This is a genomic window from Methylobacterium carpenticola, assembly GCF_042748905.1.
Classification (GTDB): domain Bacteria; phylum Pseudomonadota; class Alphaproteobacteria; order Rhizobiales; family Beijerinckiaceae; genus Methylobacterium; species Methylobacterium carpenticola.
Genome location: NZ_JBHZEO010000001.1, coordinates 4,679,440 through 4,702,214, shown reverse-complemented (window position 1 = coordinate 4,702,214; position 22,775 = coordinate 4,679,440). Strand labels below are relative to the sequence as shown.

The 22,775-nt window shown below is 70.9% G+C and carries 21 protein-coding genes, 1 tRNA gene and 1 pseudogene; 7 read left to right on the top strand and 16 right to left on the bottom strand.

The features are described 5' to 3' along the window. Positions 1–39 precede the first annotated feature (39 nt). From ACE101_RS21825 to ACE101_RS21810, 4 genes are all read right to left on the bottom strand, one after another. Positions 40–336 carry a type II toxin-antitoxin system RelE/ParE family toxin gene (locus tag ACE101_RS21825; RefSeq protein WP_379134004.1) on the bottom strand — a complete coding sequence of 99 codons (297 nt, stop codon included), beginning with the start codon at positions 334–336 and terminating at the stop codon, positions 40–42. After that, entirely contained in the window at positions 333–629 is a 297-nt protein-coding gene (locus tag ACE101_RS21820; RefSeq protein ID WP_379134002.1) for a ribbon-helix-helix domain-containing protein, read from the bottom strand. The genes ACE101_RS21825 and ACE101_RS21820 overlap by 4 nt, the downstream gene beginning before the upstream one ends. Before the next feature lie 221 nt (positions 630–850). Beyond that, positions 851–1,957, bottom strand: a complete 1,107-nt coding sequence (locus ACE101_RS21815) for an ATP-dependent DNA helicase (RefSeq protein WP_379133999.1) — start codon at positions 1,955–1,957, stop codon at positions 851–853. A gap of 9 nt (positions 1,958–1,966) precedes the next feature. Beyond that, positions 1,967–3,760, bottom strand: coding sequence for a cation:proton antiporter domain-containing protein (locus ACE101_RS21810; RefSeq protein WP_379133996.1), 1,794 nt, complete (start codon positions 3,758–3,760; stop codon positions 1,967–1,969). Between the two features lie 153 nt (positions 3,761–3,913). On the opposite strand from ACE101_RS21810, the gene ACE101_RS21805 reads away from it, so the two are divergent. Next, complete coding sequence (locus ACE101_RS21805) at positions 3,914–5,002, top strand: glycosyltransferase family 61 protein (protein WP_379133992.1); 1,089 nt, start codon at positions 3,914–3,916, stop codon at positions 5,000–5,002. A gap of 9 nt (positions 5,003–5,011) precedes the next feature. Here ACE101_RS21805 and ACE101_RS21800 read toward each other — a convergent pair whose 3' ends face one another. Continuing rightward, positions 5,012–6,301: a cystathionine gamma-synthase family protein gene (locus tag ACE101_RS21800; RefSeq protein ID WP_379133989.1), complete on the bottom strand. Its 1,290-nt coding sequence runs from the start codon at positions 6,299–6,301 to the stop codon at positions 5,012–5,014. 244 nt (positions 6,302–6,545) lie between these two features. Here ACE101_RS21800 and ACE101_RS21795 point away from each other — a divergent pair, with 244 nt between their 5' ends. After that, positions 6,546–7,763, top strand: a complete 1,218-nt coding sequence (locus ACE101_RS21795; protein WP_379133987.1) for an ATPase — start codon at positions 6,546–6,548, stop codon at positions 7,761–7,763. Continuing rightward, the gene (locus ACE101_RS21790; RefSeq protein WP_379133985.1) at positions 7,760–8,413 is read left to right on the top strand and encodes a hypothetical protein; all 654 of its coding nucleotides are present in this window, start codon (positions 7,760–7,762) and stop codon (positions 8,411–8,413) included. The genes ACE101_RS21795 and ACE101_RS21790 overlap by 4 nt, the downstream gene beginning before the upstream one ends. Positions 8,414–8,534: 121 nt before the next feature. On the opposite strand, the gene ACE101_RS21785 is transcribed toward ACE101_RS21790, so the two are convergent. The 7 genes and pseudogenes from ACE101_RS21785 to ACE101_RS21755 all read right to left on the bottom strand — a co-directional run bounded on the left by ACE101_RS21785 (position 8,535) and on the right by ACE101_RS21755 (position 15,813). Then, the gene (locus tag ACE101_RS21785; RefSeq protein ID WP_379133983.1) at positions 8,535–9,071 is read right to left on the bottom strand and encodes a TadE/TadG family type IV pilus assembly protein; all 537 of its coding nucleotides are present in this window, start codon (positions 9,069–9,071) and stop codon (positions 8,535–8,537) included. A gap of 12 nt (positions 9,072–9,083) precedes the next feature. After that, a complete protein-coding gene (locus ACE101_RS21780) occupies positions 9,084–9,602 on the bottom strand; it encodes a TadE/TadG family type IV pilus assembly protein (protein WP_379133980.1) in 519 nt (172 codons plus the stop codon). Between the two features lie 2 nt (positions 9,603–9,604). Beyond that, complete coding sequence (locus ACE101_RS21775) at positions 9,605–11,026, bottom strand: pilus assembly protein TadG-related protein (protein WP_379133978.1); 1,422 nt, start codon at positions 11,024–11,026, stop codon at positions 9,605–9,607. Positions 11,027–11,544: 518 nt separating this feature from the next. Continuing rightward, positions 11,545–11,620, bottom strand: a tRNA-Ile gene (locus ACE101_RS21770). A gap of 103 nt (positions 11,621–11,723) precedes the next feature. Further along, entirely contained in the window at positions 11,724–11,984 is a 261-nt protein-coding gene (locus ACE101_RS21765; RefSeq protein ID WP_379133976.1) for a hypothetical protein, read from the bottom strand. Between the two features lie 43 nt (positions 11,985–12,027). Then, positions 12,028–14,162: pseudogene (locus tag ACE101_RS21760) on the bottom strand (ATP-binding protein). A gap of 112 nt (positions 14,163–14,274) precedes the next feature. Continuing rightward, entirely contained in the window at positions 14,275–15,813 is a 1,539-nt protein-coding gene (locus tag ACE101_RS21755; protein ID WP_379133973.1) for a YifB family Mg chelatase-like AAA ATPase, read from the bottom strand. A gap of 271 nt (positions 15,814–16,084) precedes the next feature. Here ACE101_RS21755 and ACE101_RS21750 point away from each other — a divergent pair, with 271 nt between their 5' ends. Next, positions 16,085–16,243, top strand: a complete 159-nt coding sequence (locus ACE101_RS21750; protein WP_379133970.1) for a hypothetical protein — start codon at positions 16,085–16,087, stop codon at positions 16,241–16,243. A gap of 63 nt (positions 16,244–16,306) precedes the next feature. Here the strand turns inward: ACE101_RS21750 and ACE101_RS21745 are convergent, their stop codons facing one another. From ACE101_RS21745 to ACE101_RS21735, 3 genes are all read right to left on the bottom strand, one after another. Continuing rightward, complete coding sequence (locus ACE101_RS21745; RefSeq protein ID WP_502361934.1) at positions 16,307–16,681, bottom strand: secretin GspD/PilQ domain-containing protein; 375 nt, start codon at positions 16,679–16,681, stop codon at positions 16,307–16,309. 76 nt (positions 16,682–16,757) lie between these two features. Continuing rightward, positions 16,758–17,090 carry a hypothetical protein gene (locus tag ACE101_RS21740; protein WP_379133966.1) on the bottom strand — a complete coding sequence of 111 codons (333 nt, stop codon included), beginning with the start codon at positions 17,088–17,090 and terminating at the stop codon, positions 16,758–16,760. Positions 17,091–17,101: 11 nt separating this feature from the next. After that, positions 17,102–17,746, bottom strand: coding sequence for a helix-turn-helix domain-containing protein (locus ACE101_RS21735; protein WP_379133963.1), 645 nt, complete (start codon positions 17,744–17,746; stop codon positions 17,102–17,104). A 311-nt stretch (positions 17,747–18,057) separates the two neighbouring features. On the opposite strand from ACE101_RS21735, the gene ACE101_RS21730 reads away from it, so the two are divergent. Continuing rightward, positions 18,058–18,267 carry a hypothetical protein gene (locus tag ACE101_RS21730; RefSeq protein ID WP_379133961.1) on the top strand — a complete coding sequence of 70 codons (210 nt, stop codon included), beginning with the start codon at positions 18,058–18,060 and terminating at the stop codon, positions 18,265–18,267. A gap of 38 nt (positions 18,268–18,305) precedes the next feature. On the opposite strand, the gene ACE101_RS21725 is transcribed toward ACE101_RS21730, so the two are convergent. Next, positions 18,306–19,076: an MOSC domain-containing protein gene (locus ACE101_RS21725; protein ID WP_379133958.1), complete on the bottom strand. Its 771-nt coding sequence runs from the start codon at positions 19,074–19,076 to the stop codon at positions 18,306–18,308. A 239-nt stretch (positions 19,077–19,315) separates the two neighbouring features. On the opposite strand from ACE101_RS21725, the gene clpB reads away from it, so the two are divergent. Together clpB and ACE101_RS21715 are read left to right on the top strand one after the other, a co-directional pair. Beyond that, complete coding sequence (gene clpB, locus ACE101_RS21720) at positions 19,316–21,952, top strand: ATP-dependent chaperone ClpB (protein ID WP_379133955.1); 2,637 nt, start codon at positions 19,316–19,318, stop codon at positions 21,950–21,952. A 141-nt stretch (positions 21,953–22,093) separates the two neighbouring features. Then, the gene (locus ACE101_RS21715; RefSeq protein WP_379133952.1) at positions 22,094–22,759 is read left to right on the top strand and encodes a metallophosphoesterase family protein; all 666 of its coding nucleotides are present in this window, start codon (positions 22,094–22,096) and stop codon (positions 22,757–22,759) included. The last annotated feature ends 16 nt before the right edge of the window (positions 22,760–22,775 follow it).

Genomic DNA, 22,775 nt, shown 5'->3' with positions numbered 1-22,775 from the left:
TGCCTTCAGACACGGGCGCGCGAGACCAAGACGTAGAGGCTAATCCTCAATCATCGATCGATCGAGCTTGCGCTGACCGTGGAGCACGCGGACGATCTCGATCGTCTCCGCCTCGACACGATAGAGGATCAGATACTGTCTGATCACAAGATGCCGGAGGTTGGGAGCGATCTCCTCGCGCGAGACACCCGAATAAGGATGCTGCACGAGCAGCTGCCAGCGTTGCTCGATCGCGTCGAGCAGGCGATCGGCCGCGCCCGGATCATATTGCGCGATGCTCGACCAGATGTGGATCAGATCCTCGTCGGCCCGGCGGGTTCGCCGGACCGTCCTCACCGATCGACCTTCGCGGCAGACGCCTCGAAGCGCCGGCGTGCCTCGGCCTTCACCTCGGCCATGCTGTCCCACTGGCTCGGCCCGCTCTCCAGACCTTCGCGGACCAACTCGCGCAACTCCTCGATCGAATAGCCATGCGTATCGTCGTGGGCGTTCCGATGCTGTTTCCACAAACGCACCGCATCGCCGATCGCCTCGCTCGCCGATGCGTACTCGCCCGCCTCGACAGCCTGATGCACGGACTCAGCGATGTCGGAGGGGAGATCGACCGTGATGGACTCGACCGCAGCCATCAGAAACCTCGCCAGTAAAAATGGGGCGTCCCAAACGGAACCCGCACGGAACGTCGCGTGACATCCATCATACGCCCACCTCCCGACTCCAGTGATACGGTTTCCGGAAGATCACTTTCGGAAACCGTATCACGAGCCCGCGCGGCGCCTGAGCGAGGCCGGTTTCCGCATCGCGAAGCGATCATCCGGAAACCGTATGAGAGGACGGAACGACGCCATCTCTACACCACCACCGTGATCACCTCCGCCGCCCGGGTCAGCGCGGTGTAGAGCCAGCGCGCCCGGTGCTCGCGGAACGCGTAGGATTCGTCGAACAGCACCACGCGGTCCCATTGCGACCCCTGCGCCTTGTGCACGGTGAGCGCGTAGCCGTAGGTGAACTCCTCGGTCTCACGGCGCAGGATCGCCGGCACCTCCTCCTCGCTGCCGGCAATCACCGAGCGCAAAACCCGGATGTCCTGGGGCTTGCGGCGGAGCGCCGGATCGTCCTCCGGCACCACGTCGAGGCGCACGAGGTCGGGGCGGGGGGCGGCGCGCAGGGCCTGGACGGTCCAGGTCGAGCCGTTGAGCAGGCCCTTGGTGCGGTCGTTGCGCAGGCAGACCAACTTCTCGCCCACCGCCGGCATCGGGTCGGCGTGGCCGATCAGCTCGCGGATGCGGCCGTTATAGAGCCGTCGGGTGCGGTTCATCCCGACCAGCACCTGGTCGGCGGCGAGCACGGTGGCGGGGTCGATCGCGCGGCGCGGGATCACCCGGCTCTCGCCGTAATCGCCGAAGTCCAGCCGTCCGCCCTCGCGGACCGTCATGGCGAGGCGCACGATCGGGTTGTCGGCGGCCTGGCGGTGGACCTCCGTCAGCATCACGTCGGGCTCGGCCTCGGTGAAGAAGCCGCCGCCCTTCACCGGCGGCAGCTGCGCCGGATCGCCCAGCACCAGCACCGGCTTGCCGAAGGAGAGCAGGTCGTTGCCGAGGTCGGCATCCACCATCGAGCATTCGTCGATGACGACGAGGGCCGCCTTGCTCACCGGCCCGGTGCGGTTGAGGGTAAAGGCCGGCCCGCCCTCGGTATCCTCGCGAGTGCGGTAGATCAGGCTGTGGATGGTCGACGCGTCCGGGCAGCCGCGCTGGCGCATCACCGAGGCCGCCTTGCCCGTATAGGCGCAGAACAGCACCCCGCCCTCGACATCCTCGGCGAGGCGCCGGGCGAGCGTCGTCTTGCCGGTGCCCGCGAAGCCGAACAGGCGGAAGACCTGCGGCTCTCCCGCCCGGAGCCACGCCGAGACGGCCTGCAGGGCCGCCTCCTGCTGGGGGCCGAATTGCACGCTCATCGCCCGGCCTCAATGCGCCTTGCCGACCGTCCGGCGGGCCTGGAATTCCGGCGCGGGCGCCTCCTCCCTGCGCTTGAGGAGGGCGCGGAACTCGTCGCGGCGCTCGTGGATCGAGGCGATGACGAGGCCCATCGGCACGCCGACATCCACCAGCACCGCCTCCGAGAGCTGCAGCGAGGCCTCGATCGTCTCCGGCACCGCGTCGTCCACCCCGAGGTCGTACAGCGCCGTGGCGTGGCGCGCGTCGCGGGCGCGGGCGACGATGGTCAGGTCCGGCCGCTCGGCCCGGCCCGCCGCCACCACCGCCTCGACGGAGCGGGGGGCATCCAGGGTGACGACGAGGGCCCGCGCGCTGGCGATGCCGCAGCGGCGCAGCAACTCGGGATTGGCGGAATCCCCGAAGAAGACCGGGTTGCCGAGGCGGCGCTGCTCGGCGACCCGCGCCGCATCCATGTCGAGGGCGAGATAGGGCACCTTGTGGCGGGCCAGCATCTCGCCGACGAGCCGCCCGACCCGGCCGTAGCCCGCCACGATCACCCGGCCCTGCTGCGTCTCGGGCGGCGGCTCGGCCGTCACCTGATGGGCGAGCGCCCGGCGGTCGAGGCGGCGCCCGAGGCGGCGGGCGATGGCCGCCAGGATCGGGATCGTCACCATCGTGACCGTGGTGACGATGAGCGCCGCCTGTCCCAGATCCTCCGGGACCAGCCCGGCCGTGAGCGCGCTGCCGATCAGCACGAAGGCGAACTCGCCCCCCGCTCCCAGGAGCAGGGCGGTCTCGACCGCCACCGCCCGCGACAGCTTCAGGGCCCGCGCGATGGCGAGGATCACGGCGGCCTTGAGCGCGATCACCGCGAAGGAGAGCCCGAGGATCGCCGCCGGCGCGTTCACGAGCTGCGCCGGATCGAGGTTCATGCCCACCGAGACGAAGAACACCCCGAGGAGCAGGCCCTTGAACGGGTCGATGGTGGCCTCGATGGCCCGGCGATACTCGGTCTCGGCGAGGAGGAGGCCGGCCACGAAGGCGCCGAGGGTGGTCGACAGCCCGCTCGACGCCGCCACGAGGGCGGTCGCCACGATCACGAGCAGGCAGGCGGCCATGAACAGCTCGGGGCTGCGGGTGCGCGCGACGAGCTGGAACAGCGGGCGCAGGCCGAGCCGCCCGGCCCCGACGATCAGGACCACCGCCACCACCGCCTGCCCGAGGGCGACGGCGAGGCCGCCGAGGGCATCGCCGTCCTTGCGCCCGAGCACCGCGATGGCGAACAGGACGGGGGCCACCGCGAGGTCCTGGAACAGCAGCACCGCGAAGCTCGCCCGGCCGGCCGGGGTGTTGAGGCGCTTCTGCTCGGCGAGCACGGGCAGCACCACCGCCGTGGAGGAGAGGGCGAGGGCGAGCCCGACCAGGGCCGCCGCCGTCGGGCTGACCCCGAGGGGCAGCAGCAGGCCGCCGAGGAGGAGGCTCGACACCGCCACCTGCAGCGAGCCGAGGCCGAAGACCAGCCGGCGCAGGATGCGCAGGCGCTCCCAGGACAGCTCCACCCCGATCATGAACATCAGGAAGATCACGCCGAGTTCGGCGAAATGCGCGATCTCGCTGCGGCTGCCGATGGTGACGTTGGCGAGCCAGGGCGCGGTGCCGGTGAGGCGCCCGAGCCCCGAGGGGCCGAGCAGGGCCCCCGCCCCGATGAAGCCGAGGACCGGGCTGATCCGCAGCCGGTGGAACAGCGGCACCACCACGCCGGCCGTGACCAGGAACAGGATGGCTTCCTTCCAGGAAGCGCCGGAGGTCACGGGGTCGGTCATCGCAGGCGGTCGATCTCACGGGCCGGGGGAGGGGAGCCGCACCATCTTGGAGAGGCGGGCCGCCGGGGCAAGCGGAAAGGGCGGCCGCTTTGTCGTTTCGGCCGGTTCGCGACATTCCCGAAACTGTGCCAAGGGGAGGCGATGGAGAGAGGAATGCAACGCAGGCTTCGCCGCTGCCGCGAGCTCTGGGGCGAATCCGTGCTGCTGGAGGCGCTGCCGGCCCTGCGGGTCGTCGAGCACGCGGTCTACGTACCCCCCGATGCACAGGGGCGCTGGGCGCTCCTCGCCGCCGGGGAGCGCATCGCCGGCGGCGGCGGGGAGCCGGGCCCGCGCCCTGCGCCGGTGCCTGCACCGGAGGCGACCTACCTGTTCGTGGGCGCGCTCGCGCCCCATTACGGGCACTTCATCGTCGACACCCTCGCCCGGCTGTGGCCGCTCCTCGGCTGGGAGGGCCCGCTCCCGCGCCTTCTCGCCTTCACGCCGGCGCCGGCCGAGGGACCCGGCTATGTCGGGGCGATCCTCGGCGGCCTCGGGGTGGGGGCGGAAGGGGTCGCGTGCTTCTACGAGCCGGTCAGGATCCCGCGCCTCGTCCTGCCCGACCCCGCCTTCAGGGAGCAGGCCTTCGTCCATCGCGTGTTCGGCGATCTCTGCCGCGCGGTCGGTCAGCCCTTCTGGGGTGGGGAGCGCCTCGGCCGGCCGGTCTACCTGTCGAAGACGCGGCTCTCCTCCGGCATCTCGCGCATCGCCAACGAGGACGCGATCGTGGCGGAACTCGACCGGTGCGGCGTCGAGATCGTCGCGCCCGAGACCCTGCCCTTCGGCGATCAGGTGCGGCTGCTCTCCACCCGCCGGATCGTGATGGGATCCACGGGCTCGGCCTTCCACACCTCGGCTTTCGCGGCGCCCGGATGCCGGCTCCTCGGCCTCAACTGGATGGAGCGCCTCCACGCGAATTTCGCGCTGATCGACGCGGTCTCCGGCCATGCGGCCAAGTACTATTTCCCCCCCGGCACCCGCTACGCCGAGAGCGGCGACGCCTTCCATTTCGGCTGGGTCGTGCGCGATCCCCGGGCGGTGGCGGCCGAACTCGTGGCGCGCGCCCAAGCCTTCGACCGCCTCGACGAGATCGACGCGCAGGCGGGCGGTCCCCGGAGCGCCCTCGACCGCGCCCGGGGCTTGGCCGCGGAGCTGCGCGCGCGCATCGCCCGGCAGGTCAGGATCGCCGCCGGGCGGCGGCCCTGACCCACGCCGTCACGACAGGGTCGCGAGCGCCGCTTCGAGATCCGCGATCAGGTCGTCGGGATGCTCGATGCCGATCGAGACGCGGATCGTCGCGTCGGTCACGCCGAGGCGGTCGCGCACCTCCTTCGGCACGCCCGAATGCGTGGTGGAGGCCGGATGGCAGGCGAGGGACTCGGTGCCCCCCAGGCTCACCGCGAGCTTGAACAATTGCAGCGCGTTGAGGACGCGGAACGCCTCCGCCTCGCCCCCCGCCACGTCGAAGGAGAAGGTCGAGCCGGGAGCGTCGGATTGCGCCGCATAGACCCGTGCGGCGGGCGAGCCCGGCTCCAGATAGGCGAGGTGGTGGAGCCGGGTGACCTTCGGGTGGCGCGCGAGCATCGCCGCCACCTGCTCGCCGTTGCGGTTGGCGGCGCCCATGCGCAGGGTGAGGGTTTCGAGGGAGCGGCCGATCATCCAGCAGGAATGCGGATCGAGCTGCGTTCCGATGGCCGAGCGCAGCAGGCGCACCGGCCGCATCCGCGCCGCCGAGCCGAGGGCCGCCCCGGCGATCAGGTCCGAATGGCCGCCGACGTATTTCGTGAGCGAGTAGACCGAGATGTCGGCTCCGTGCCGCAGCGGGTGCTGGAAGAGCGGACCGAGCAGGGTGTTGTCGCAGATCACCACCGGCGCCGCCCCGTCCTGGGCGGCACCGATCTCGTCGGCGATCCGCCGCACCAGCGCGAGGTCGACGAGGGTGTTGAGGGGGTTCGAGGGCGTCTCCACCATCACCACGCTGACCCGGCCGGCGGCGCGGGCCGCGGCGGCGGCCTCGCCGAGCGAGGCCGGATCGGTGCCGTTCGCGAAGCCCACCGCCCCGATGCCGAAGCCCGCGAGCGTCCGGGCGATCAGCGTCTCGGTGCCGCCGTAGAGGGGCTGGGAATGCAGCACCACGTCGCCCGGCCGGGCGAAGGCCAGGATCGTCGTGGCGATCGCCGCCATGCCCGACGAGAACAGCAGGGCGCTCTCCGCCTCCTCGAACACCGCGAGGCGATCCTCCACGATCTCGCTGTTCGGGTGGTTGAAGCGCGAATAGACGAGGCCCGCCGCCTCGCCCCGGGGCGGCTCGCGGCGGCCCGAGACGTAGTCGAAGAAGGCCTTGCCGTGCTCGGCCGAGGTGAAGACGAAGGTGGAGGTCAGGAAGACCGGTGGCTTGACCGCGCCCTCCGACAGGGCGGGATCGTAGCCGTAGCCGAGCATCAGGGTCTCGGGATGCAGACGGCGGTTGCCGAGGCGGTCCTTGTGGTAGCGGTCGTCCGACATGCGGGCCCTCGCGCAGCAGCGATTGGAGGGAATCGGCGCCGGCCGGCGCCGATTCCCGCCGGGGAAGATAGGACAGAAACGGGCCGCCGGCCGCGGCGTCGAAAAGCCGTGGACCGCTGCGCGGGTTGCGGTGCGCTGCAACCGCAGGGGTAGGAAGCGGCGTATTTTCGGCGCAAAACGGCGTCATGCCATGGGTTGAGAATCCGTTGACGCGGACGCCTTTGCGCCCGCGCGAGGAGCGTCGATGCTGCTGAGAAAGCCCCCGGACCGGATCGTCGCCCGCGAGAAGCGCGCCTGGAGCGACGAGACCGCCGCCTGGAAGCAGCGGCGCGCCATCGAGAAGGGCTACCGGATCCGCTGGGGCTACGTCGGCATCGCCTACCTCGTCGAGGCGCTGGTGATCTGCACCTCGCTCGCCGGGGCGTGGTTCTTCGCCGAGACCTACGCGGACCGCAACGACCAGAGCTTCTGGTTCATGCTGCTCGCCCCCGTGGTCTACGCGGCGATCGAGCTCTGCCGCGTGCCGCTCGGCATCCTGATCCGCGTGCAGCGGGACTGGCTGATCAAGAGCCTCGCGGTGATCGGCATCGTGATGGCGGCGGGCGTGACCACCAAATCCGTGTCGCAGCTCGGCGAGATGATGTTCCACCCCCGCCTCGCCGAGGCCGCGAAGGCGCGCACGGTGCTGAACGAGGCGCAGGCCGACCGGGCGAGCCTCGACACGCGGATCGCCCAGGCCGATGCCCGCGTCGCCCAGTACAGCGCCGAATCCCAGGCCCTGGAGAAGCGCGCGAGCGAGGCCTCGGCCCAGCTCGCCGGCCTGCCGGGCCAGCGCTGCGAGCGGCTCTCGGGCACCAACAGCCGGGGCAAGCGCTACTCCTACATGCGCTGCGTCACCGACCCGCGCACCGCGACCATCGCCGGCAGCCTGAAGAGCGCCGGGGATGAGCGGAATGCGGTGGCCAAGAACCTCGCCGAAGCCCGCGCGGCCCGGGCCGCCCTCGACCGCGGCGCCTCCGACCGGCGCGTCACCGAGGCCGAGGTGAGCTACCGCGACGCCGTGCGGCGCTCGCAGCTCCACTCCTTCACGGCGATGGTCTACGGCGTCGATCCGATCGACGTCACCGACCAGCAGGTCCACGCCTTCCTGCGCATCTTCGTGTTCGTGCCCGCCCTCTGCGCGGCCTTCGCCTCGACGCTCCTCGCGCTCTGCGCGGTGCAACTGCGCCGCACCTACGCGGACGAGGACGATCTCGGCGTCGTGCTCAACCAAGAGGGAATGCCGCTCCTCCTCAACCAGATCGCCGAGAGCGCCGGGCAGTTCGGCGACGCCCAGCGCGCGGTGCGCGAGGCGATCGCCTCCGGGGCGGCGATCCCCCTCGACCAGCGCCGCCCGCAGGGGAGTGCGCCGGCCGCCGGGCCGGCCCGGGATGACGATCGCATCGAGAGGCCGAGATCGTGAGCTACCTCGCCCCCGGCACGCCCGAGAACGTGGCGCTCGCCCAGCACGTCAACGGCCGCCTGCGGGCCGAGGCCCGCATGGTCGCGGCCCGCGCCTTCCTGTTCCGGGCCCTCGGCCTCGGCGCCTTCGCGTGCCTCGCGGGCCTCGGCGCGGGTGCGGCCTTCTACGGCTACGCGACGATGCACGAGGTGCAGGGCGCGGCCGACAAGCTCGCCGCGGCCCTGACCACGGCCCTCAACGACGTCACCCTGAAGACCAAGGGCGAGGTCACGCTCACCGACAACACGCTTCGCCTCGAAGGCGGAGTCCCGAAGGGGAATGGCCGGCCCGACGTGGCGGCGCTGACCACCAACCAGGGCAAGTCGGAGGCGCCGGCGAGCATCGCGATCCGCACGAGCTTCACGGTGTTCAAGACCGTGCCCTATCTCGACGGGTCGATCGTGACCGGCTGGAACTTCAAGGGCGACGAGGCGAAGCCCGAGAAGCAGTATTGCTACGTCACGCGCCCGCAGAGCTTCGGCGACGGCACCACCTCGAACCAGACCACGGTGGCGATCGACGGCGCGGTGCTGCCGCAGCCGGCCCGCTCGGAGATCAGTTTCGCGGTGGTGGCCCGCAACTGCGTGTGGTTCGACGCCTCGAAGATCTGATACGGTTTCCGGACGATCACTTTCGGAAACCGTATCACGAGCCCGCGCGGCGCCTCAGCGAGGCCGGTTTCCGCATCGCGAAGCGATCATCCGGAAACCGTATGAGCCGGGGCGCGGCCCTTCAATTCTCGTAGGTGATCGACGCCGTGAACCGCGGCCGGGTCGCCGCGACGTTGACGTGGCTGCCGGCGGCGATGCCGATCAGCCCGGCGGCCGGGACGTAGGCGACCCCGGTCTCCACCACGATCAGCGAGTCGCTGTCCGCGATGTCGGGGAGATTGGCCGCGATGGCGGCGGGGTCGGACAGCGCCTTCAGGGGCGCGACCGGGTACGACCAATCCACCGCGAGCGTGCCCTTCGTCTTGCGGATGCTGCTGACCCGGAAGGTCACCTCGCTCGACGCCGCCGGCAGCATCTTGACGAACATGTCGTAGGTCGTGTCGAGGAAGGTCTTGTTGACCGTGCTCTTGCGGGACAGGATGTCGGCGATGGTGAAGGTGGCCGATTCCGCCCGGTTGGCGCCCTGGGAGAGCAGGAACAGGACGAGGCCGGCGCCGACGAGCACCACGAGCGCCGGCATGATCAGCGCGAACTCGATGGCCGAGGTCCCATGGTCCGAGCGGCGGAACCGGCGGAGAAGGATGGCGACCGTCTGCATCGGCATGCCTCCTCAGCCCGGCTCGTTCATGAAGGCGGTGCGCGAGATCAGCGCGTAGCCGCCCGTCGCATCCTTCGGAAGCGCCAGGCCGAGCCCGAGAAAGGGCGTCACCGGATCCACGACGACGCAGACCCGCAGATACATGATCGCGGCCCGGCTGCCCTCCTTGTAGGCGACGCTCGGCTGCAGCTTCGCGCCGCGGTCGACGCATTGCACCGCGGAGGCCGGAATATCGGAGGCGGTGGCGACCGGCGTCAGTTCGACCGTGAGGACGTTGGCGCAGTCGCGGATGACCACCGCCTCGGTGCAGATCGCAATCCGCATTTGATCCTGCGTCTTCGGCGCGTTCGCGTCGCCGACCCGCACGAGGCGCACGATCTTGGAGACGGCCTGATCGAGGCGGCTGGACTGGATCATCAGCCATCCGGCCTCGAAGCTCGACAACGCCACGGACAGGAACAGGGGCGCGAGCATCGCGAATTCGAGGGCCGCACTGCCCGAGGTGGAGCGCCGGAAGGATCGCAGCCTCATGGTCAGTTCACCAGCCGGATCTTCTGCATCGACGTGGCGATGAACTGGAAAGCCGTGGACATGTCGAGGCCGTCGACCTTCAGGGCGTAGGACTGGTCGCTCGCGCAGGCCGCGATGGACTTGGCCACCGCGGCATCCACCTTGAAGGCGACCGTGAAGATCGTGATCCCCTCGGCCTTCGCATAGTCGCAGACCTGCTTGTAGAAGGCGGCCGATTGCGCCTCGGTGTAGACGGTCTTGGAGTTGGAGCCGGTGACGTTCTTGTCGGTCACCTCGGCCGTCCCCGTATTGCCGGACAGGGAGCCGACGGGCCGGGGCTGGAACCCGATCTGGCCGTCCGTCATCAGAACGATGAACTTCAGCGTGTCCGCGCTCCCGAAATCGGCCGGCCGGTTGCGGAACTCGGCGGGGATGGGGGCGAGCCCGGTATTGCCGATGGTGGCCACGGTCGGCCGCATGGCCGGGTTGAGGAGGAGTTCGGCCCATTTCATGCCGTAGGCGGTACCGGTGCCGTCGTAGGGGGCGAGGGCGTCGATGCGCTGCTTGAGGTAGGTGATGTCGTTCGTCAGGTAGGAGACGGCGGCGGAATCCGTCGGACACCACCAGGGCAGCTTGCCCTTGGCGCTGATGTTGTAGACCGAGAAATGCGGGACCTGATCGCGCTTCGGGAACAGGGGCGTGCCGGCCTTGAAGTCGGCATCGACCATCTCGAAGCAGGACGAGTAGCAGTGCCGCCGGGCATAGAGCGACAGCACCGACGGGTCGCATTGGCCGTTCGCATTCGGGCCCGCATCCTTCTCGCCGAGCGAGGGGACGTAGCCCGACAGAAGGTTGAACACCCCGAAGCCGAGATTCACCGCACCCGCGAAGGGGATGATGCTGACCGACGTCGTGGCCCGCAGATCGTCCTTGAGGACGACGTCCAGGAAGGATTTCGCGGCCGGCTTCAACTGTGCGAGGCCGCCGTTGTCGTACATCGATCCGGAGATGTCGAGAACGACCGACACCTCAATGTTCGAGCGTTTCTCCTGGGCGGTGGAGGCTGCGGTCACCACGAGCGTGCCGATGCCGGCGAGCTTGAGGAACGCCGTCGTCTGGCGGATCGTCGCCTGGGCCGTCACCTTGCGCAGGTTGGGTTTGTGGTCGTCGCTGACGGAGACCTGCGCGCCCTTGATCGCCGGTACCGCATCCACATAGGACTTGACGAGGGCCTGCGGTTCCTTGGTCTGCGAGAGGGAGGCGGCCGCGAGGGTGCCGCGGTCCAGGGCGTCCTGCAGGGCGAGGCGCGCCCGCTCGTAGACGACGAGGTCCATCGCGCCTCCGACGACGAGGACCATCGGCACCATCAGGAAGGCCGTCAGGATGGCGAGGTTGCCCTCGCGGTCCGCCAAGACCCTGCGGATCTGCGCCGCCCATGACCGCATCGGATTCTCCTGTCCGACAGCCTTTGGCACGCGAGGTATATCTGAAGAGTTACGCTCCGGATTTTACCCTCATGAGAACGTGGATGACTGTCCATCGCGTTCAAAAGCGGAGTGGCGCTCGAATCTCTCGTTTCTGTAATTGAAGAATTTTCTGACTGAAGGTTGGAAAGCCGACATGCTCGAAGGGGAAATCTTCCGGCGCGATATGACGCAAGGAAGATCGCGGTTTCATCGCGATTATCCGCTTGCGCGCCATCCGGAATGACGGCGTCACTGGCATCCGCCGCGCAGTCATTCGGGACGGCCCGGTTCCCACCCGCGTCGTCATGTTCGTCGCGACTTGACGACCCGCTCGTGTGTCTGCTGGTTCAGTGAGGCGATGCGCCGCGTCGATGCGAGTCAGCCCAGCATGTGGCGTTCCCGCGCCACCCTCTCGGTCATGCCGACCGCCGATATCGGCACTCATCCTGCTGCAAGTTTGCAGACCCTGGTTTCCCCACAAGCACTTGAGTGCGGTGTGGTGGGCCCGGCAGGACTCGAACCTGCAACCAGACCGTTATGAGCGGTCGGCTCTAACCATTGAGCTACAGGCCCCGCAGGGAGGATGCATTCGGACGGATAGCGGGTTCAAGCGCTGGCGTCACCCTCGAAAACGCACGGCCGTCGCACGGCTTGAGACGCCGGGGAATGGCCGGGCTCACCGGCGCGTGCATTCCGGTGCCCGCCGCACGCAGGCGATGCCGGGAGTCGTGCAGGCGACGGATCCGCCGTCGCGCGTGCAGACCACGCAATCGTCCGTCCATTCGAGGCAGGCCGGGTCCTCGGCGGGCCGGCCGGCCGCCGCGTGTCCGGTGGGTACGAGATTCGCGACCAGGATCACCACCAGGGTGAGGGCGGCGATGCCGCCGGCCAGGGCGGCGTCGCGGGACCGGTCGGGGGCGGGAATGGGCTCGGCCATGCGGCTCTCCTCGCGCGGCGGAACCGGGCCTGTCAATCGCCGCTCACGCCGCGCGCGCCACCCCGGCGAGGAGCGCCGGCAGCGCGGCGAGGTCGAGAGGCTTCGAGAGGAAGCCGTCGAAGCCCGCTTCCTCGGCCGCCGCCTGATCCTCGGCGCCGACATTGGCGGTCAGAGCGACGAGGTGCTGGGGCGCTGCGCCGCGGGCGCACTCGAAGGCGCGGATGCGCCGCGCGGCCTCGAGGCCGTCGAGGCGGGGCATCCGGATGTCGAGGAGCGCGAGGTCGAAGCCCTCGGCTTCGCCGGCTGCGGCGGCTTCGAGGTGGCGCAGGGCCTCGACCCCGTCCGGCACCCAGGTCACGGCGGCGTCCAGGCGCTCCAGGGCCTTGCGCGCGAGGAGCGCGTTGATCGGGTTGTCCTCGGCAAGGAGGACGCGGGGGCGGAGGCGGGGGACGGCCGGCCGCTCCGTCCGCGAGGGCCGGCGCAGCTCGCCGCCCGGCGGAGGCGCCTCCTCGCACAGACGCGCGAACAGCGACAGCGCCCGCACCGGCTTGATCAGGTAGCGGTCGAACCCCGCCGAGACCGGCGATCCGAAATCGCGCCGATCGAAGGGTGAGAGCAGCACGATCGTCCGGGACACGCCGGCCCGCTTGGCGAGGCCCGCGATGCGGCGCACCGCCTCGTCGCCCAGCGCACGGTCGGCCAGCACGGCGTCAAAGGAGGACGGGTCGTCCTCGCGACCCGCCAGGGCGTGGCGGGCGGCCGCTTCGGTCTCGGCGACGATGACGACGGCGCCCGCCCGCGCGAGGCGCGCGCGCAGGAGCGGCCCCTCGATCGCCGAGGCGGCCGCGATCAGGATCCGCCGGCCGGCCAGGGAGGGGGGAGGGGCCTCGCCTCGCCCGCGGCCCGCAGCGGCAGCACGACGCGGAAGCAGCTGCCCTCGCCCGGTCGCGAGGTCGCCTCGATGCGCCCGCCCATGCGGTCGACGAGCCGGCGGGTGATGGCGAGGCCGAGCCCCGTCCCCTCGTGGCGCCGGCTCGCGCTGCTATCCCCCTGCTCGAATTCCTCGAACAGGAGCGGCAGCCGCTCCGGCGGGATGCCCGGCCCGGTGTCGCGCACGGCAAGCACGATCTCTCCGTCCAGCCATGACGCGGTGACGCCGACGCCACCGGTCTCCGTGAACTTGACGGCATTCCCGGCGAGGTTGAGCAGGATCTGCCGCACGCGGTCGCCGTCGCCGATCACTTGGAGCGGCAGGTCGTCGGCGAGGTCCGCGGCGATCTCCAACCCCTTGTCCTGCGCCCGCGGCGCCAGCAGCTCGACCACGCTCTCCACCAGCCCGGCGGGGTCGAAGGGCTCCGCCGCGAGGTCGACCCGGCCGGCCTCGATCTTCGAGAAATCGAGGATGCCGTCGATCAGCGAGAGCAGGGCCTCCCCGGAGGTCTTCACCGCGCGGATGTAGGTTTCCTGCTCGGGGCTGAGCGCGGTTTCGAGCATCAGGTCGGCCATGCCGAGGATGCCGTTGAGCGGCGTGCGGAACTCGTGGCTGACCGTGGCGAGGAAGCGCGACTTCGCCACGCTCGCGGCCTCGGCCCGGCTGCGGGCCTCGTCGAGGGAGCGCACCGCCTCGATCCGCTCGGTGATCTCGCGGCCGGCGCGCAGCACCTCCGGGCGCCCGTCGCGGCCGACCACAGCGGTCTCCACGAAGGCGAACCAACGCGGCGCTCCGCCCTCGGGCGGCGCCACCGCCACGTCGGCCGCCCGGGTGCCGTCGGGCCGCCGCTCGGTCGGGGTGCTCTCCAGCAGGGCGAGTTCGCGCGTGCTGCCGAGGAGGGCCTCCGGGCTGCTGCCCGCGAGGCGGGCGAACCCCTCGTTGGCGAAGGTGATGCGTCCCTCCGCGTCGCGCTGCACGATCACCTCGATCTGGGCCTCGACGAGACTGCGGTAGCGCTCCTCGCTCTCGGACAGGTGCCAGATGCGGTCGTGCAGGTGCTCGATCTCGCGCTCGCGGCGCCCCAGCGCGAGCCGGCGCAGGTACCAGACCAGCGCGCCGAGCAGGAGCGCGGCGAGGAGGCCGAATCCCAGCCCGAATTCCTGGCCGAGACCGGCCTTCGCGAGCCCGGATTCCGCCCGCAGGGCCGCGGCGATGCCGGTCCGCGTCGCGCCCTCGATCCATCCCATCGCCCCGTCCCCCGGCCCGCCTGCGGGGCGCAGGATGCGGCGGAGAGCTGAAAGATGACTTGCGGGATGGGGTTAGCAGATCGCGAAGACGACGTGTCGATTGGCGCGCATCTCAGGCCGCGGCCGGGTGCGTGGTGGAGCGGCCGCGATAGGACAGAGCCTCGGCGAGGTGCAGGCGGCGCACGCGGGCCTCCCCGTCGAGGTCGGCGAGGGTGCGCGCGACCCGCAGCACGCGGTGGAAGCCGCGGGCCGAGAGGCGCATCGCCTCGGCGGCGTCGCGGATCAGGGCGAGCCCGTCCGGGTCGGGCCGCGCCGCCGCCTCGATCAGGCTCGCCGGGCAGGCGGCATTGGTCGTCCCGCCGGGCAGGCCGGCCTCCGCGTAGCGCCGCTCCTGCCGGGCGCGGGCCGCCGCGACGCGGGCGGCCGCCTCCGCCGAGCCCTCCGTCGGCGGCGGCAGGATCAGGTCGGCGGCGGTGACGGCGGGCACCTCGATCCGGAGGTCGATGCGGTCGAGGAGGGGGCCGGAGAGGCGGGCTTGGTACTGCGCCACGCAGCGCTCGTTCGGCCCCCGGCGGCAGGCATAGCCCGGCTCGGTGGCGTGGCCGCAGCGGCAGGGATTCATCGCCGCGACGAGCTGGAAGCGCGCCGGATAGGTCACGCGGTGGTTGGCCCGCGCGATCATCACGCTGCCGGTCTCCAGCGGCTGGCGCAGGGAATCGAGCACCTGGGGCGTGAATTCCGGCAATTCGTCGAGGAACAGCACGCCGCCATGGGCGAGGGAGGCTTCCCCCGGCCGGGCGCCGATCCCGCCCCCGACCAGCGCCGCCATCGAGGCCGAGTGGTGCGGCGCCCGGAAGGGGCGACGGTTCGAGAGGGCGCCGTCCTTCAGCTCTCCGGCCACCGACTGGATCATCGAGATCTCGAGGAGTTCGCGGGGGCCGAGCGGCGGCAGGATCGAAGGCAGCCGGGCGGCGAGCATCGACTTGCCGGAGCCGGGCGGCCCGTTCATCAGGAGGTTGTGGCCGCCCGCCGCGGCGATCTCCAGCGCCCGCTTGGCGCCCTCCTGACCCTTGATCTCGCGCAGGTCCGGCAGGAGGCCGCCCTCCGCCGCCACTGCCGGCTGCGGGCGGGCCATGACCTGCGTGCCCTTGAAATGGTTGGCGAGCTGGATGAGGGAGCGGGGCGCCAGCACCTCCATCTCGCCTCCGGCCCAGGCGGCTTCCGGGCCGCTCGCCGCCGGGCAGATCAGGCCGAGGCCGCGGGCATTGGCCGCCATGGCGGCGGGCAGCACTCCCGCCACCGCGGTGATGCCCCCGTCGAGGGCGAGTTCCCCGAGCACGCAGTAGCCGGCGAGGGCATCGCCCGGCAGGGCGCCGATGGCGCTCATCACCCCGAGCGCGATGGGCAGGTCGTAATGCGAGCCCTCCTTCGGCAGATCGGCCGGGGCGAGGTTCACGGTGATGCGCTTGGCCGGGAGCGCGAGCCCCGAGGCGATCAGGGCCGCGCGCACGCGCTCGCGGGATTCCGCCACCGCCTTGTCGGGCAGGCCCACCACCGTGAAGGCGACCGCCCCGGGCGTGATCTGCACCTGCACGTCGACGGCCCGCGCCTCGATGCCCTCGAAGGCGACGGTGGCGACGCGCGTGACCATGGCGAAGGTTTCCGACGAATATTCCGTAAGGTTATGACGAAGCGTGGCCTTTCACAACCCTCGGAGGCGGTGCTTGCGGGCAAGCGGGGCAATTCTGGTTCCCCGAGGCGCCGGACGGCGAGGATTTCACAACTTTGCCGTGTATATTTGCCGAAAAGAGGGGGTGACGGCGGCCGTCCTGGGCACGCAATATGCTTGGAATGTCGCCATCGGCACGGATCCGAATCTGCGGCGTTGTCCCGAGGTTCGGAGCGATGTGAGAGGAGGCCGCATGACCACTCCCCCGAAACAGAGCCCGCTCCTGGCCCTCGCCCTCCCGGTCGTCTTCGTGGCGGGCGCCCTCGTCGTCGGCGCCATCGCCGGTGGCTGGCTCACGGCCGGGGCGACGTCGTCGCTGGACAGCGCCTCGGCGGAGGCCGCCGAACCCTGAGGCGCGGGTCCCGCTCCGCCCGGCGGCGCGATCCCGGCGGGTGGATGGCGGCTGCGATCCTGCTCACGGCTTGATCACTGCCGACCGCGGCGCGGCGCCCCGGTGCAGGCCCGCATCCATGAGCTGGGTCCGAAGGGCCTCGGTCACCGGTTGCGCGTCGCGGTTGCCGCGGACCACGGCCGGCCGGACGAAGACGACGAGTTCCTTGCGCGCGTCGGAATTGGCGGTGGCGCTGACCAGGCGCCCCACCTCGGGGATGCGATCGAGGAAGGGAATGCCGTGGCGGCCGCGCAGGCGCTCCTGGCTGATCGGGCCGGCGAGGAGCACGGTCTGGCCGTTCGCCGCCGAGATCGGGCTCGCCACCCGGCGTTTCGAGATGGTCGGCGTCAGGGTATCGGCGGCGGAGACCACGGCCGAGATCTCCTGCACGATCTGCATCGTCACTTCGTGCGCCCGAGCGGGCGCGCCGACGAAACGGTGACTTGGCCGCTGACCTCGGCGCCGAGGGAGTCGCTCACGCCGAGGGCGTCGTGGAGGATGGCGCGGATGACGTCCCGGAATTCGGCCCGCTCGAAGTCGAGCCGGAAGCCACCCGTGTCGCTCCCACCGGTCCCGAGGACCAGCGGCTCCTCCGATCCCGGCGCAGGGCGGCCGGCTCGGGCGGCTCCGCGTAGACTTCCGAGCCGATCACCGGATGTGGCGTATAGCGCGGCGGCAGGACGAGGTTCGCGAAGATCTCGGGGACGAGCTTGCGGGAATAGGAGATCGGGAAGGCCTGGGCGCTCGCGGGCTTCACGGCGAGGCTGGCGGCTCCGCCGCCGAGTGCCAGCCGGGCTTGCCCGGACACCGGCCTGGGAATCAGGCCTCGACCAGCTGGCGCAGGCGACCGCGGCGGAGCGTGACGTGGCGGGCGCCCGCACGAAGGAGCGCACCCTCCTCTTCCAGGTGCGAGATCGTGCGCGAGACGGTCTCCAACGTGAGGCCGAGGTAATCCGCGATGTCCCGCCGGGTCATCGGCAATTCGACGGCACCGGCTCCGCCCAACCGCTCGCCGGCCTTCATCAGGAAGGTGGCGACCCGCTCCTGGGCCGAGCCGCGCCCGAGCATCAGCATGTGATCCTGGGCGTAGCGCAGGGTGCGGGCGGTCATCTCCCAGAGCTGGCAGGCGACCTCGGCCCGCTGCGTCGCCGCGCGCTCGATCGGCCGCCGCTTGAAGATGAGGACGCGGGTGTCGCTGACCGCTTCCGCCGTGTGCCCGTGGCTCTCGCCCGGATCGAAGCCGAACAGGTCGCCGGGCAGGTGGAACCCGGTGATCTGCCGGCGCCCGTCGCCGAGGATCTTGTAGCTGCGCACCGCGCCGCTCACGACCTTGTAGACGAACTCCGCCTCCTCGCCCTCGCCGAAGATCTCCTCGTCACGGGCGAAGGCGGAGGGCGTGCCGATGAGGTCGGGGCATTCCGCGAACAGACCGGTCTCGTGCAGGCCGGCGGCGGGAGCGGCCATGCCCTGATCGGCGGATCGGGAGACCGTCCGTGCAGTGTCGCGTACCATCGCTTCCGTCCTCGTCCCGCATTGGATGAGGCGACAATGGCCGGATCGACCGGGCGACGAAATTCCGGGCCGCCGCGTAAGGAAACAGCCCTAAGGGGTTCCCCGGAGGTTGCCATGCCGTCGCTGCCGCGCACCGGGACAACTGCGTCGCGGGCCCGCGGATACTGCGCGAGCCAGCCGACCGATCTCGCGGCGCGACCGGATTAAGGAGTTATTAACCACGATGCATCAGCATCTTCGATGCGCACCCGCGAGATCGAACGATGCCCTACTCCGATTCGCTGCTTCCGCGTCCCGCTCTGACCAGCCCCGTCCTGCTCGCAGCCACCGTCGACGCGCTGGGTCGCAGCGCCGTCAGCCGCCGGGATCTCTGGCGGCTCCTCACCGACACCTACACGGTCGATCTCGATGCCGTCGCGGCCGTGCTGCCGCCGGAGGATCCCGAGCCGGCTTGGCTGCGCACGCGCGAATAGCCGCTCCGGCCGCCGGGGCGCCCCGCGGGCCGGGGCGCTCAGGCCGCCACGGCGAGCGCGTCGCCCCGCCGGAGCGATCCGCCCGCCACGATCTCCGCGTAGACGCCGCAATCGGTATGGCCGAGATGCTGCATCAGGGCCCGCGGGATCGCGAGGTCGCGCAGACCCGTCGCAGGATCGACGTTGGTGGCGGCGCAGCGCTCGGTCCGCTTGGTCACCCGCAGGCGCAGCCCCGACGCGCAGACCAGCTCCGCCCCGACGAGGTCGAGTTCGGCGAAGGGCGCGAGCCCGCTGATCTGAAGATTGCCGCGGAAGCGCAGCGGATCGACCGGCACGCCGACCATGTCCTCGATCGCCGCGACGCTCGCGAGATTGATGAGCGAGACGAAGCCGCGGCGGGAATCCGTGAACCGGAAGCCCGCGGGCGCCGAGAGCAGCTTCGGCGGGCCGCGCAGGGCCTCGGGCATGAAGCGGCGGAAGAAGGCTTCGAGCGACAGCCGACCCTCGCGCGTCCCGAGATCGGCCCGCAGCCGGCCCCGGTCGCCCTCCCGGATGCTCAGGGTGCCGGTCGCGTCGTCGTAGCGGGTGGCGAGCCGCGCGAGTTCCTCGTTGCGCATCAGCATCAGGAACTTGATCTTCGGCTGATGGGCCGGTGCGGCCGGATCGAAGCCGCTCGGGCCGTTCTCGATCGCGAAGAGCCGGTCGCCGGGGAAATACGCCCCCGCCGCGAGATCCGCGCTCTCCAGCGGCTCGGGCGAGAGGCCCTTGACCGGGTAGCGGTGCAGGGCGGCGACGCGAAGGGTGCTCATGCCATAGGGCTACGCTGCCGGTCCGCGCGCGACAAGCGGAGCGGTCCCCCGCCGCGTGCATGACGGATCCTCCCTCCGATCCGGCCTCACCCCTTGTGTTACCCTTATGCCACACCACATGGAGGTCACCGGTGGCTCAGCCAGAGAGCCGGGGCCCGGCGCCGGAGAGGCGAGGGCAGCTGTCGGTCCGTCCGCGCCCATGAGGGGCGGAAGGTCGCGATCAGAGGAGGGGAGACGAGATGAATTTCGAGAAATACACCGAGCGCGCCCGCGGCTTCGTGCAATCGGCCCAGGCCCTCGCCATGCGCGAAGGTCATCCGCAGCTCGCGCCCGGCCACGTGCTGAAGGTGCTGCTCGACGACCCGGAGGGTCTCTGCGCGGGCCTCATCGACCGTGCCGGCGGACAGTCGCGCGTGGCGTTGGCCCAGATTGAGGCGTGGCTCGACAAGCAGCCGAAGGTGTCCGGCGGCGCCTCGCAGCCGCAGGCGACGCGCGACCTCATGCGGCTGTTCGACACCGCCGAGAAGGCCGCCGAGAAGGCAGGCGATTCCTACGTCACCGTGGAGCGGCTGCTGCTCGCTCTCGCGGTCGAGAAGGACAGCGAGGCCGGCAAGGCGCTGACCGCGGCGGGCGTGACCGCGGCGTCGCTCAACGCGGCGATCAATGCCCTGCGCAAGGGCCGCACCGCCGACAACGCCACCGCCGAGAACGCCTACGACGCCCTGAAGAAATATGCCCGCGACCTCACCGAGGCCGCCCGCGAGGGCAAGCTCGACCCGGTGATCGGCCGCGACGAGGAGATCCGCCGCACCATCCAGGTCCTGTCCCGGCGCACCAAGAACAACCCGGTGCTGATCGGCGAGCCTGGCGTCGGCAAGACCGCCATCGTCGAGGGGCTGGCGCTTCGCATCGTCAACGGCGACGTGCCGGAGAGCCTGCGCGACAAGCGGCTGCTCGCCCTCGACATGGGCGCGCTGATCGCCGGCGCGAAGTATCGCGGCGAGTTCGAGGAGCGCCTGAAGGGCGTGCTCTCCGAGGTCACGGCGGCCGAGGGCGGCATCATCCTGTTCATCGACGAGATGCACACGCTGGTCGGCGCCGGCAAGGCGGACGGGGCGATGGACGCCTCGAACCTGCTCAAGCCCGCGCTCGCCCGCGGCGAGCTGCACTGCGTGGGGGCGACGACCCTCGACGAGTACCGCAAGCACGTCGAGAAGGATGCGGCGCTCGCCCGGCGCTTCCAGCCGGTCTTCGTGTCGGAGCCGACCGTGGAGGACACGGTCTCGATCCTGCGCGGCATCAAGGAGAAGTACGAGCAGCACCACGGCGTGCGCATCCAGGACGCGGCCCTGGTGGCGGCCGCGACCCTGTCGAACCGCTACATCACCGACCGCTTCCTGCCCGACAAGGCCATCGACCTCGTCGACGAGGCCGCCTCGCGCCTGCGCATGCAGGTCGACTCGAAGCCCGAGGAACTCGACAACATCGACCGCGAGATCGTGCGGCTGAAGATCGAGGCCGAGGCGCTGAAGAAGGAGACCGACGCGGCCTCGCGCGACCGGCTGACCCGGCTGGAGAAGGAACTCGGCGACCTCGAGGAGCAGTCGGCGGCGATCACGGCGCGCTGGAAGTCCGAGAAGGACAAGCTCGGCCGCGCCGCGGAGCTGAAGAAGAAGCTCGACGAGGCGCGCACCGAACTCGCCTCCGCGCAGCGCCAGGGCCAGTACCAGCGGGCGGGGGAACTCGCCTACGGCATCATCCCGGGGCTGGAGCGGGAACTCGCCGAGATCGAGGCCCGCGGCGCCGACGGCACGCGCGGCAACGGCTCCGGCTTCATGGAGGAGGCGGTGACGCCCAACCACGTCGCGGGCGTCGTCTCGCGCTGGACCGGCGTGCCCGTCGACAAGATGCTGGAGGGCGAGCGCGAGAAGCTGCTCGCGATGGAGACGGCCCTCGGCAAGCGGGTCGTCGGCCAGCGCGAGGCGGTGGAGGCGGTCGCGACCGCGGTGCGCCGGGCGCGCGCCGGCCTGCAGGATCCGAACCGGCCGATCGGCTCGTTCATGTTCCTCGGGCCGACGGGCGTCGGCAAGACCGAGCTGACCAAGGCGCTGGCGAGCTTCCTGTTCGACGACGAGACCGCCCTCGTCCGGATCGACATGTCGGAATACATGGAGAAGCATTCGGTCGCCCGGCTCATCGGCGCGCCGCCCGGCTATGTCGGCTACGAGGAGGGCGGGGCGCTGACCGAGGCGGTGCGGCGCCGGCCCTATCAGGTCGTGCTGTTCGACGAGATCGAGAAGGCGCATCCGGACGTGTTCAACGTCCTGTTGCAGGTTCTCGATGACGGGCGGCTCACGGACGGGCAGGGGCGGACGGTGGACTTCCGCAACACGCTCCTGGTGATGACCTCGAATCTGGGTGCCGAGTACCTGGTGAACCAGCCGGAAGGCCAGGACAGCGACGCGGTGCGCGACGAGGTGATGGCGGTGGTGCGCGGGCATTTCCGGCCCGAGTTCCTCAACCGCGTCGACGAGATCATCCTGTTCCACCGCCTCCAGCGGGCGGAGATGGGGGCGATCGTCGACATCCAGCTCGCCCGCCTCCAGAAGCTCCTCGACGAGCGCAAGATCACCCTCGAGGTCGAGCCCGACGCCCGCGCCTGGCTCGCCGAGCGCGGCTACGACCCGGCCTACGGGGCGCGTCCGCTGAAGCGCGTGATCCAGAAGGCCGTGCAGGATCCGCTGGCCGAGCAGCTGCTCAGCGGCCACATCCACGACGGCGAGACCGTGCCGGTGCGCCTCGGGCCGGAGGGTCTGGTGATCGCCGACGTGGCGGTGACGGCCGGTCGCCGGCCGGCCAACGTCACGCTGAACTGAGCGATCCCGGAGGGCCGGCGCCGCAGGGCCGGCGCCGCAGGGCGCCGGCCCTCCGCCGATTCTCGGTGATGCGAAGAACCGGGACGCCCGGCGGAATTGCGCGAGGCCATTCTGCCGGGGATGATGGGGTGAGGGACGGATATGGACGGCGCGGACCTCACCTACGCGATCGGCGACATTCACGGCTGCGCCGATCGCCTCGACCGGCTCCTGATGCAGATCGAGGAGCACCGGGCCGGGCGGTCGCGCCGCATCGTCTGCCTCGGCGACTACGTCGACCGGGGGCCGGACAGCGCCCGGGTGATCGCCACCCTGCGCGGCCTTCAGGCGCGCGAGCCCGACCGGGTGGTCTGCCTGATGGGCAATCACGAGGCGATGCTGCTGGGTGCGCTCTCCGGCGCCGACGAGCCGCTCTGGCTGTTCAACGGCGGCCGGACGGTGCTGGCCTCCTACGGCGTGTCCCGCGTCGACCAGATTCCTCGCGATGACCTGGACTGGATCGCCGCCCTGCCGACGGTGCATGCGGACGAGGCCCGGTGGTACGTGCATGCCGGGTTCCGGCCCGGCCGGCCGGCCCCCGATCCGGATCCCGACCAGCGGCTCTGGATCCGCGAGCCGTTCCTTTCCGCCGATCACGATTTCGGCCGCCACGTGGTGCATGGCCACACGCCGGTGCGCGGCGGCCAGCCGGATGTGCGCCGCCATCGGACCAACCTCGACACCGGCGCCGTCTTCGGCGGCCCGCTGACCGCGGGCGTGTTCACGCGCGATCTGGGACCGGCCCAGGCCTTCCTGCAAGTGGCGTAGATTCGCGGCCGGGCGA

Bases quoted from the DNA above. Each gene is read 5' to 3' on its own strand.
- ACE101_RS21820 (WP_379134002.1), bottom strand. From the start codon at position 629: ATGGCTGCGGTCGAGTCCATCACGGTCGATCTCCCCTCCGACATCGCT.
- ACE101_RS21815 (WP_379133999.1), bottom strand. From the start codon at position 1,957: ATGAGCGTGCAATTCGGCCCCCAGCAGGAGGCGGCCCTGCAGGCCGTC.
- ACE101_RS21810 (WP_379133996.1), bottom strand. From the start codon at position 3,760: ATGACCGACCCCGTGACCTCCGGCGCTTCCTGGAAGGAAGCCATCCTG.
- ACE101_RS21805 (WP_379133992.1), top strand. From the start codon at position 3,914: ATGCAACGCAGGCTTCGCCGCTGCCGCGAGCTCTGGGGCGAATCCGTG.
- ACE101_RS21800 (WP_379133989.1), bottom strand. From the start codon at position 6,301: ATGTCGGACGACCGCTACCACAAGGACCGCCTCGGCAACCGCCGTCTG.
- ACE101_RS21795 (WP_379133987.1), top strand. From the start codon at position 6,546: ATGCTGCTGAGAAAGCCCCCGGACCGGATCGTCGCCCGCGAGAAGCGC.
- ACE101_RS21785 (WP_379133983.1), bottom strand. From the start codon at position 9,071: ATGCAGACGGTCGCCATCCTTCTCCGCCGGTTCCGCCGCTCGGACCAT.
- ACE101_RS21780 (WP_379133980.1), bottom strand. From the start codon at position 9,602: ATGAGGCTGCGATCCTTCCGGCGCTCCACCTCGGGCAGTGCGGCCCTC.
- ACE101_RS21775 (WP_379133978.1), bottom strand. From the start codon at position 11,026: ATGCGGTCATGGGCGGCGCAGATCCGCAGGGTCTTGGCGGACCGCGAG.
- ACE101_RS21765 (WP_379133976.1), bottom strand. From the start codon at position 11,984: ATGGCCGAGCCCATTCCCGCCCCCGACCGGTCCCGCGACGCCGCCCTG.
- ACE101_RS21755 (WP_379133973.1), bottom strand. From the start codon at position 15,813: ATGGTCACGCGCGTCGCCACCGTCGCCTTCGAGGGCATCGAGGCGCGG.
- ACE101_RS21750 (WP_379133970.1), top strand. From the start codon at position 16,085: ATGACCACTCCCCCGAAACAGAGCCCGCTCCTGGCCCTCGCCCTCCCG.
- ACE101_RS21745 (WP_502361934.1), bottom strand. From the start codon at position 16,681: ATGCAGATCGTGCAGGAGATCTCGGCCGTGGTCTCCGCCGCCGATACC.
- ACE101_RS21735 (WP_379133963.1), bottom strand. From the start codon at position 17,746: ATGGCCGCTCCCGCCGCCGGCCTGCACGAGACCGGTCTGTTCGCGGAA.
- ACE101_RS21730 (WP_379133961.1), top strand. From the start codon at position 18,058: ATGCCCTACTCCGATTCGCTGCTTCCGCGTCCCGCTCTGACCAGCCCC.
- ACE101_RS21725 (WP_379133958.1), bottom strand. From the start codon at position 19,076: ATGAGCACCCTTCGCGTCGCCGCCCTGCACCGCTACCCGGTCAAGGGC.
- clpB (WP_379133955.1), top strand. From the start codon at position 19,316: ATGAATTTCGAGAAATACACCGAGCGCGCCCGCGGCTTCGTGCAATCG.
- ACE101_RS21715 (WP_379133952.1), top strand. From the start codon at position 22,094: ATGGACGGCGCGGACCTCACCTACGCGATCGGCGACATTCACGGCTGC.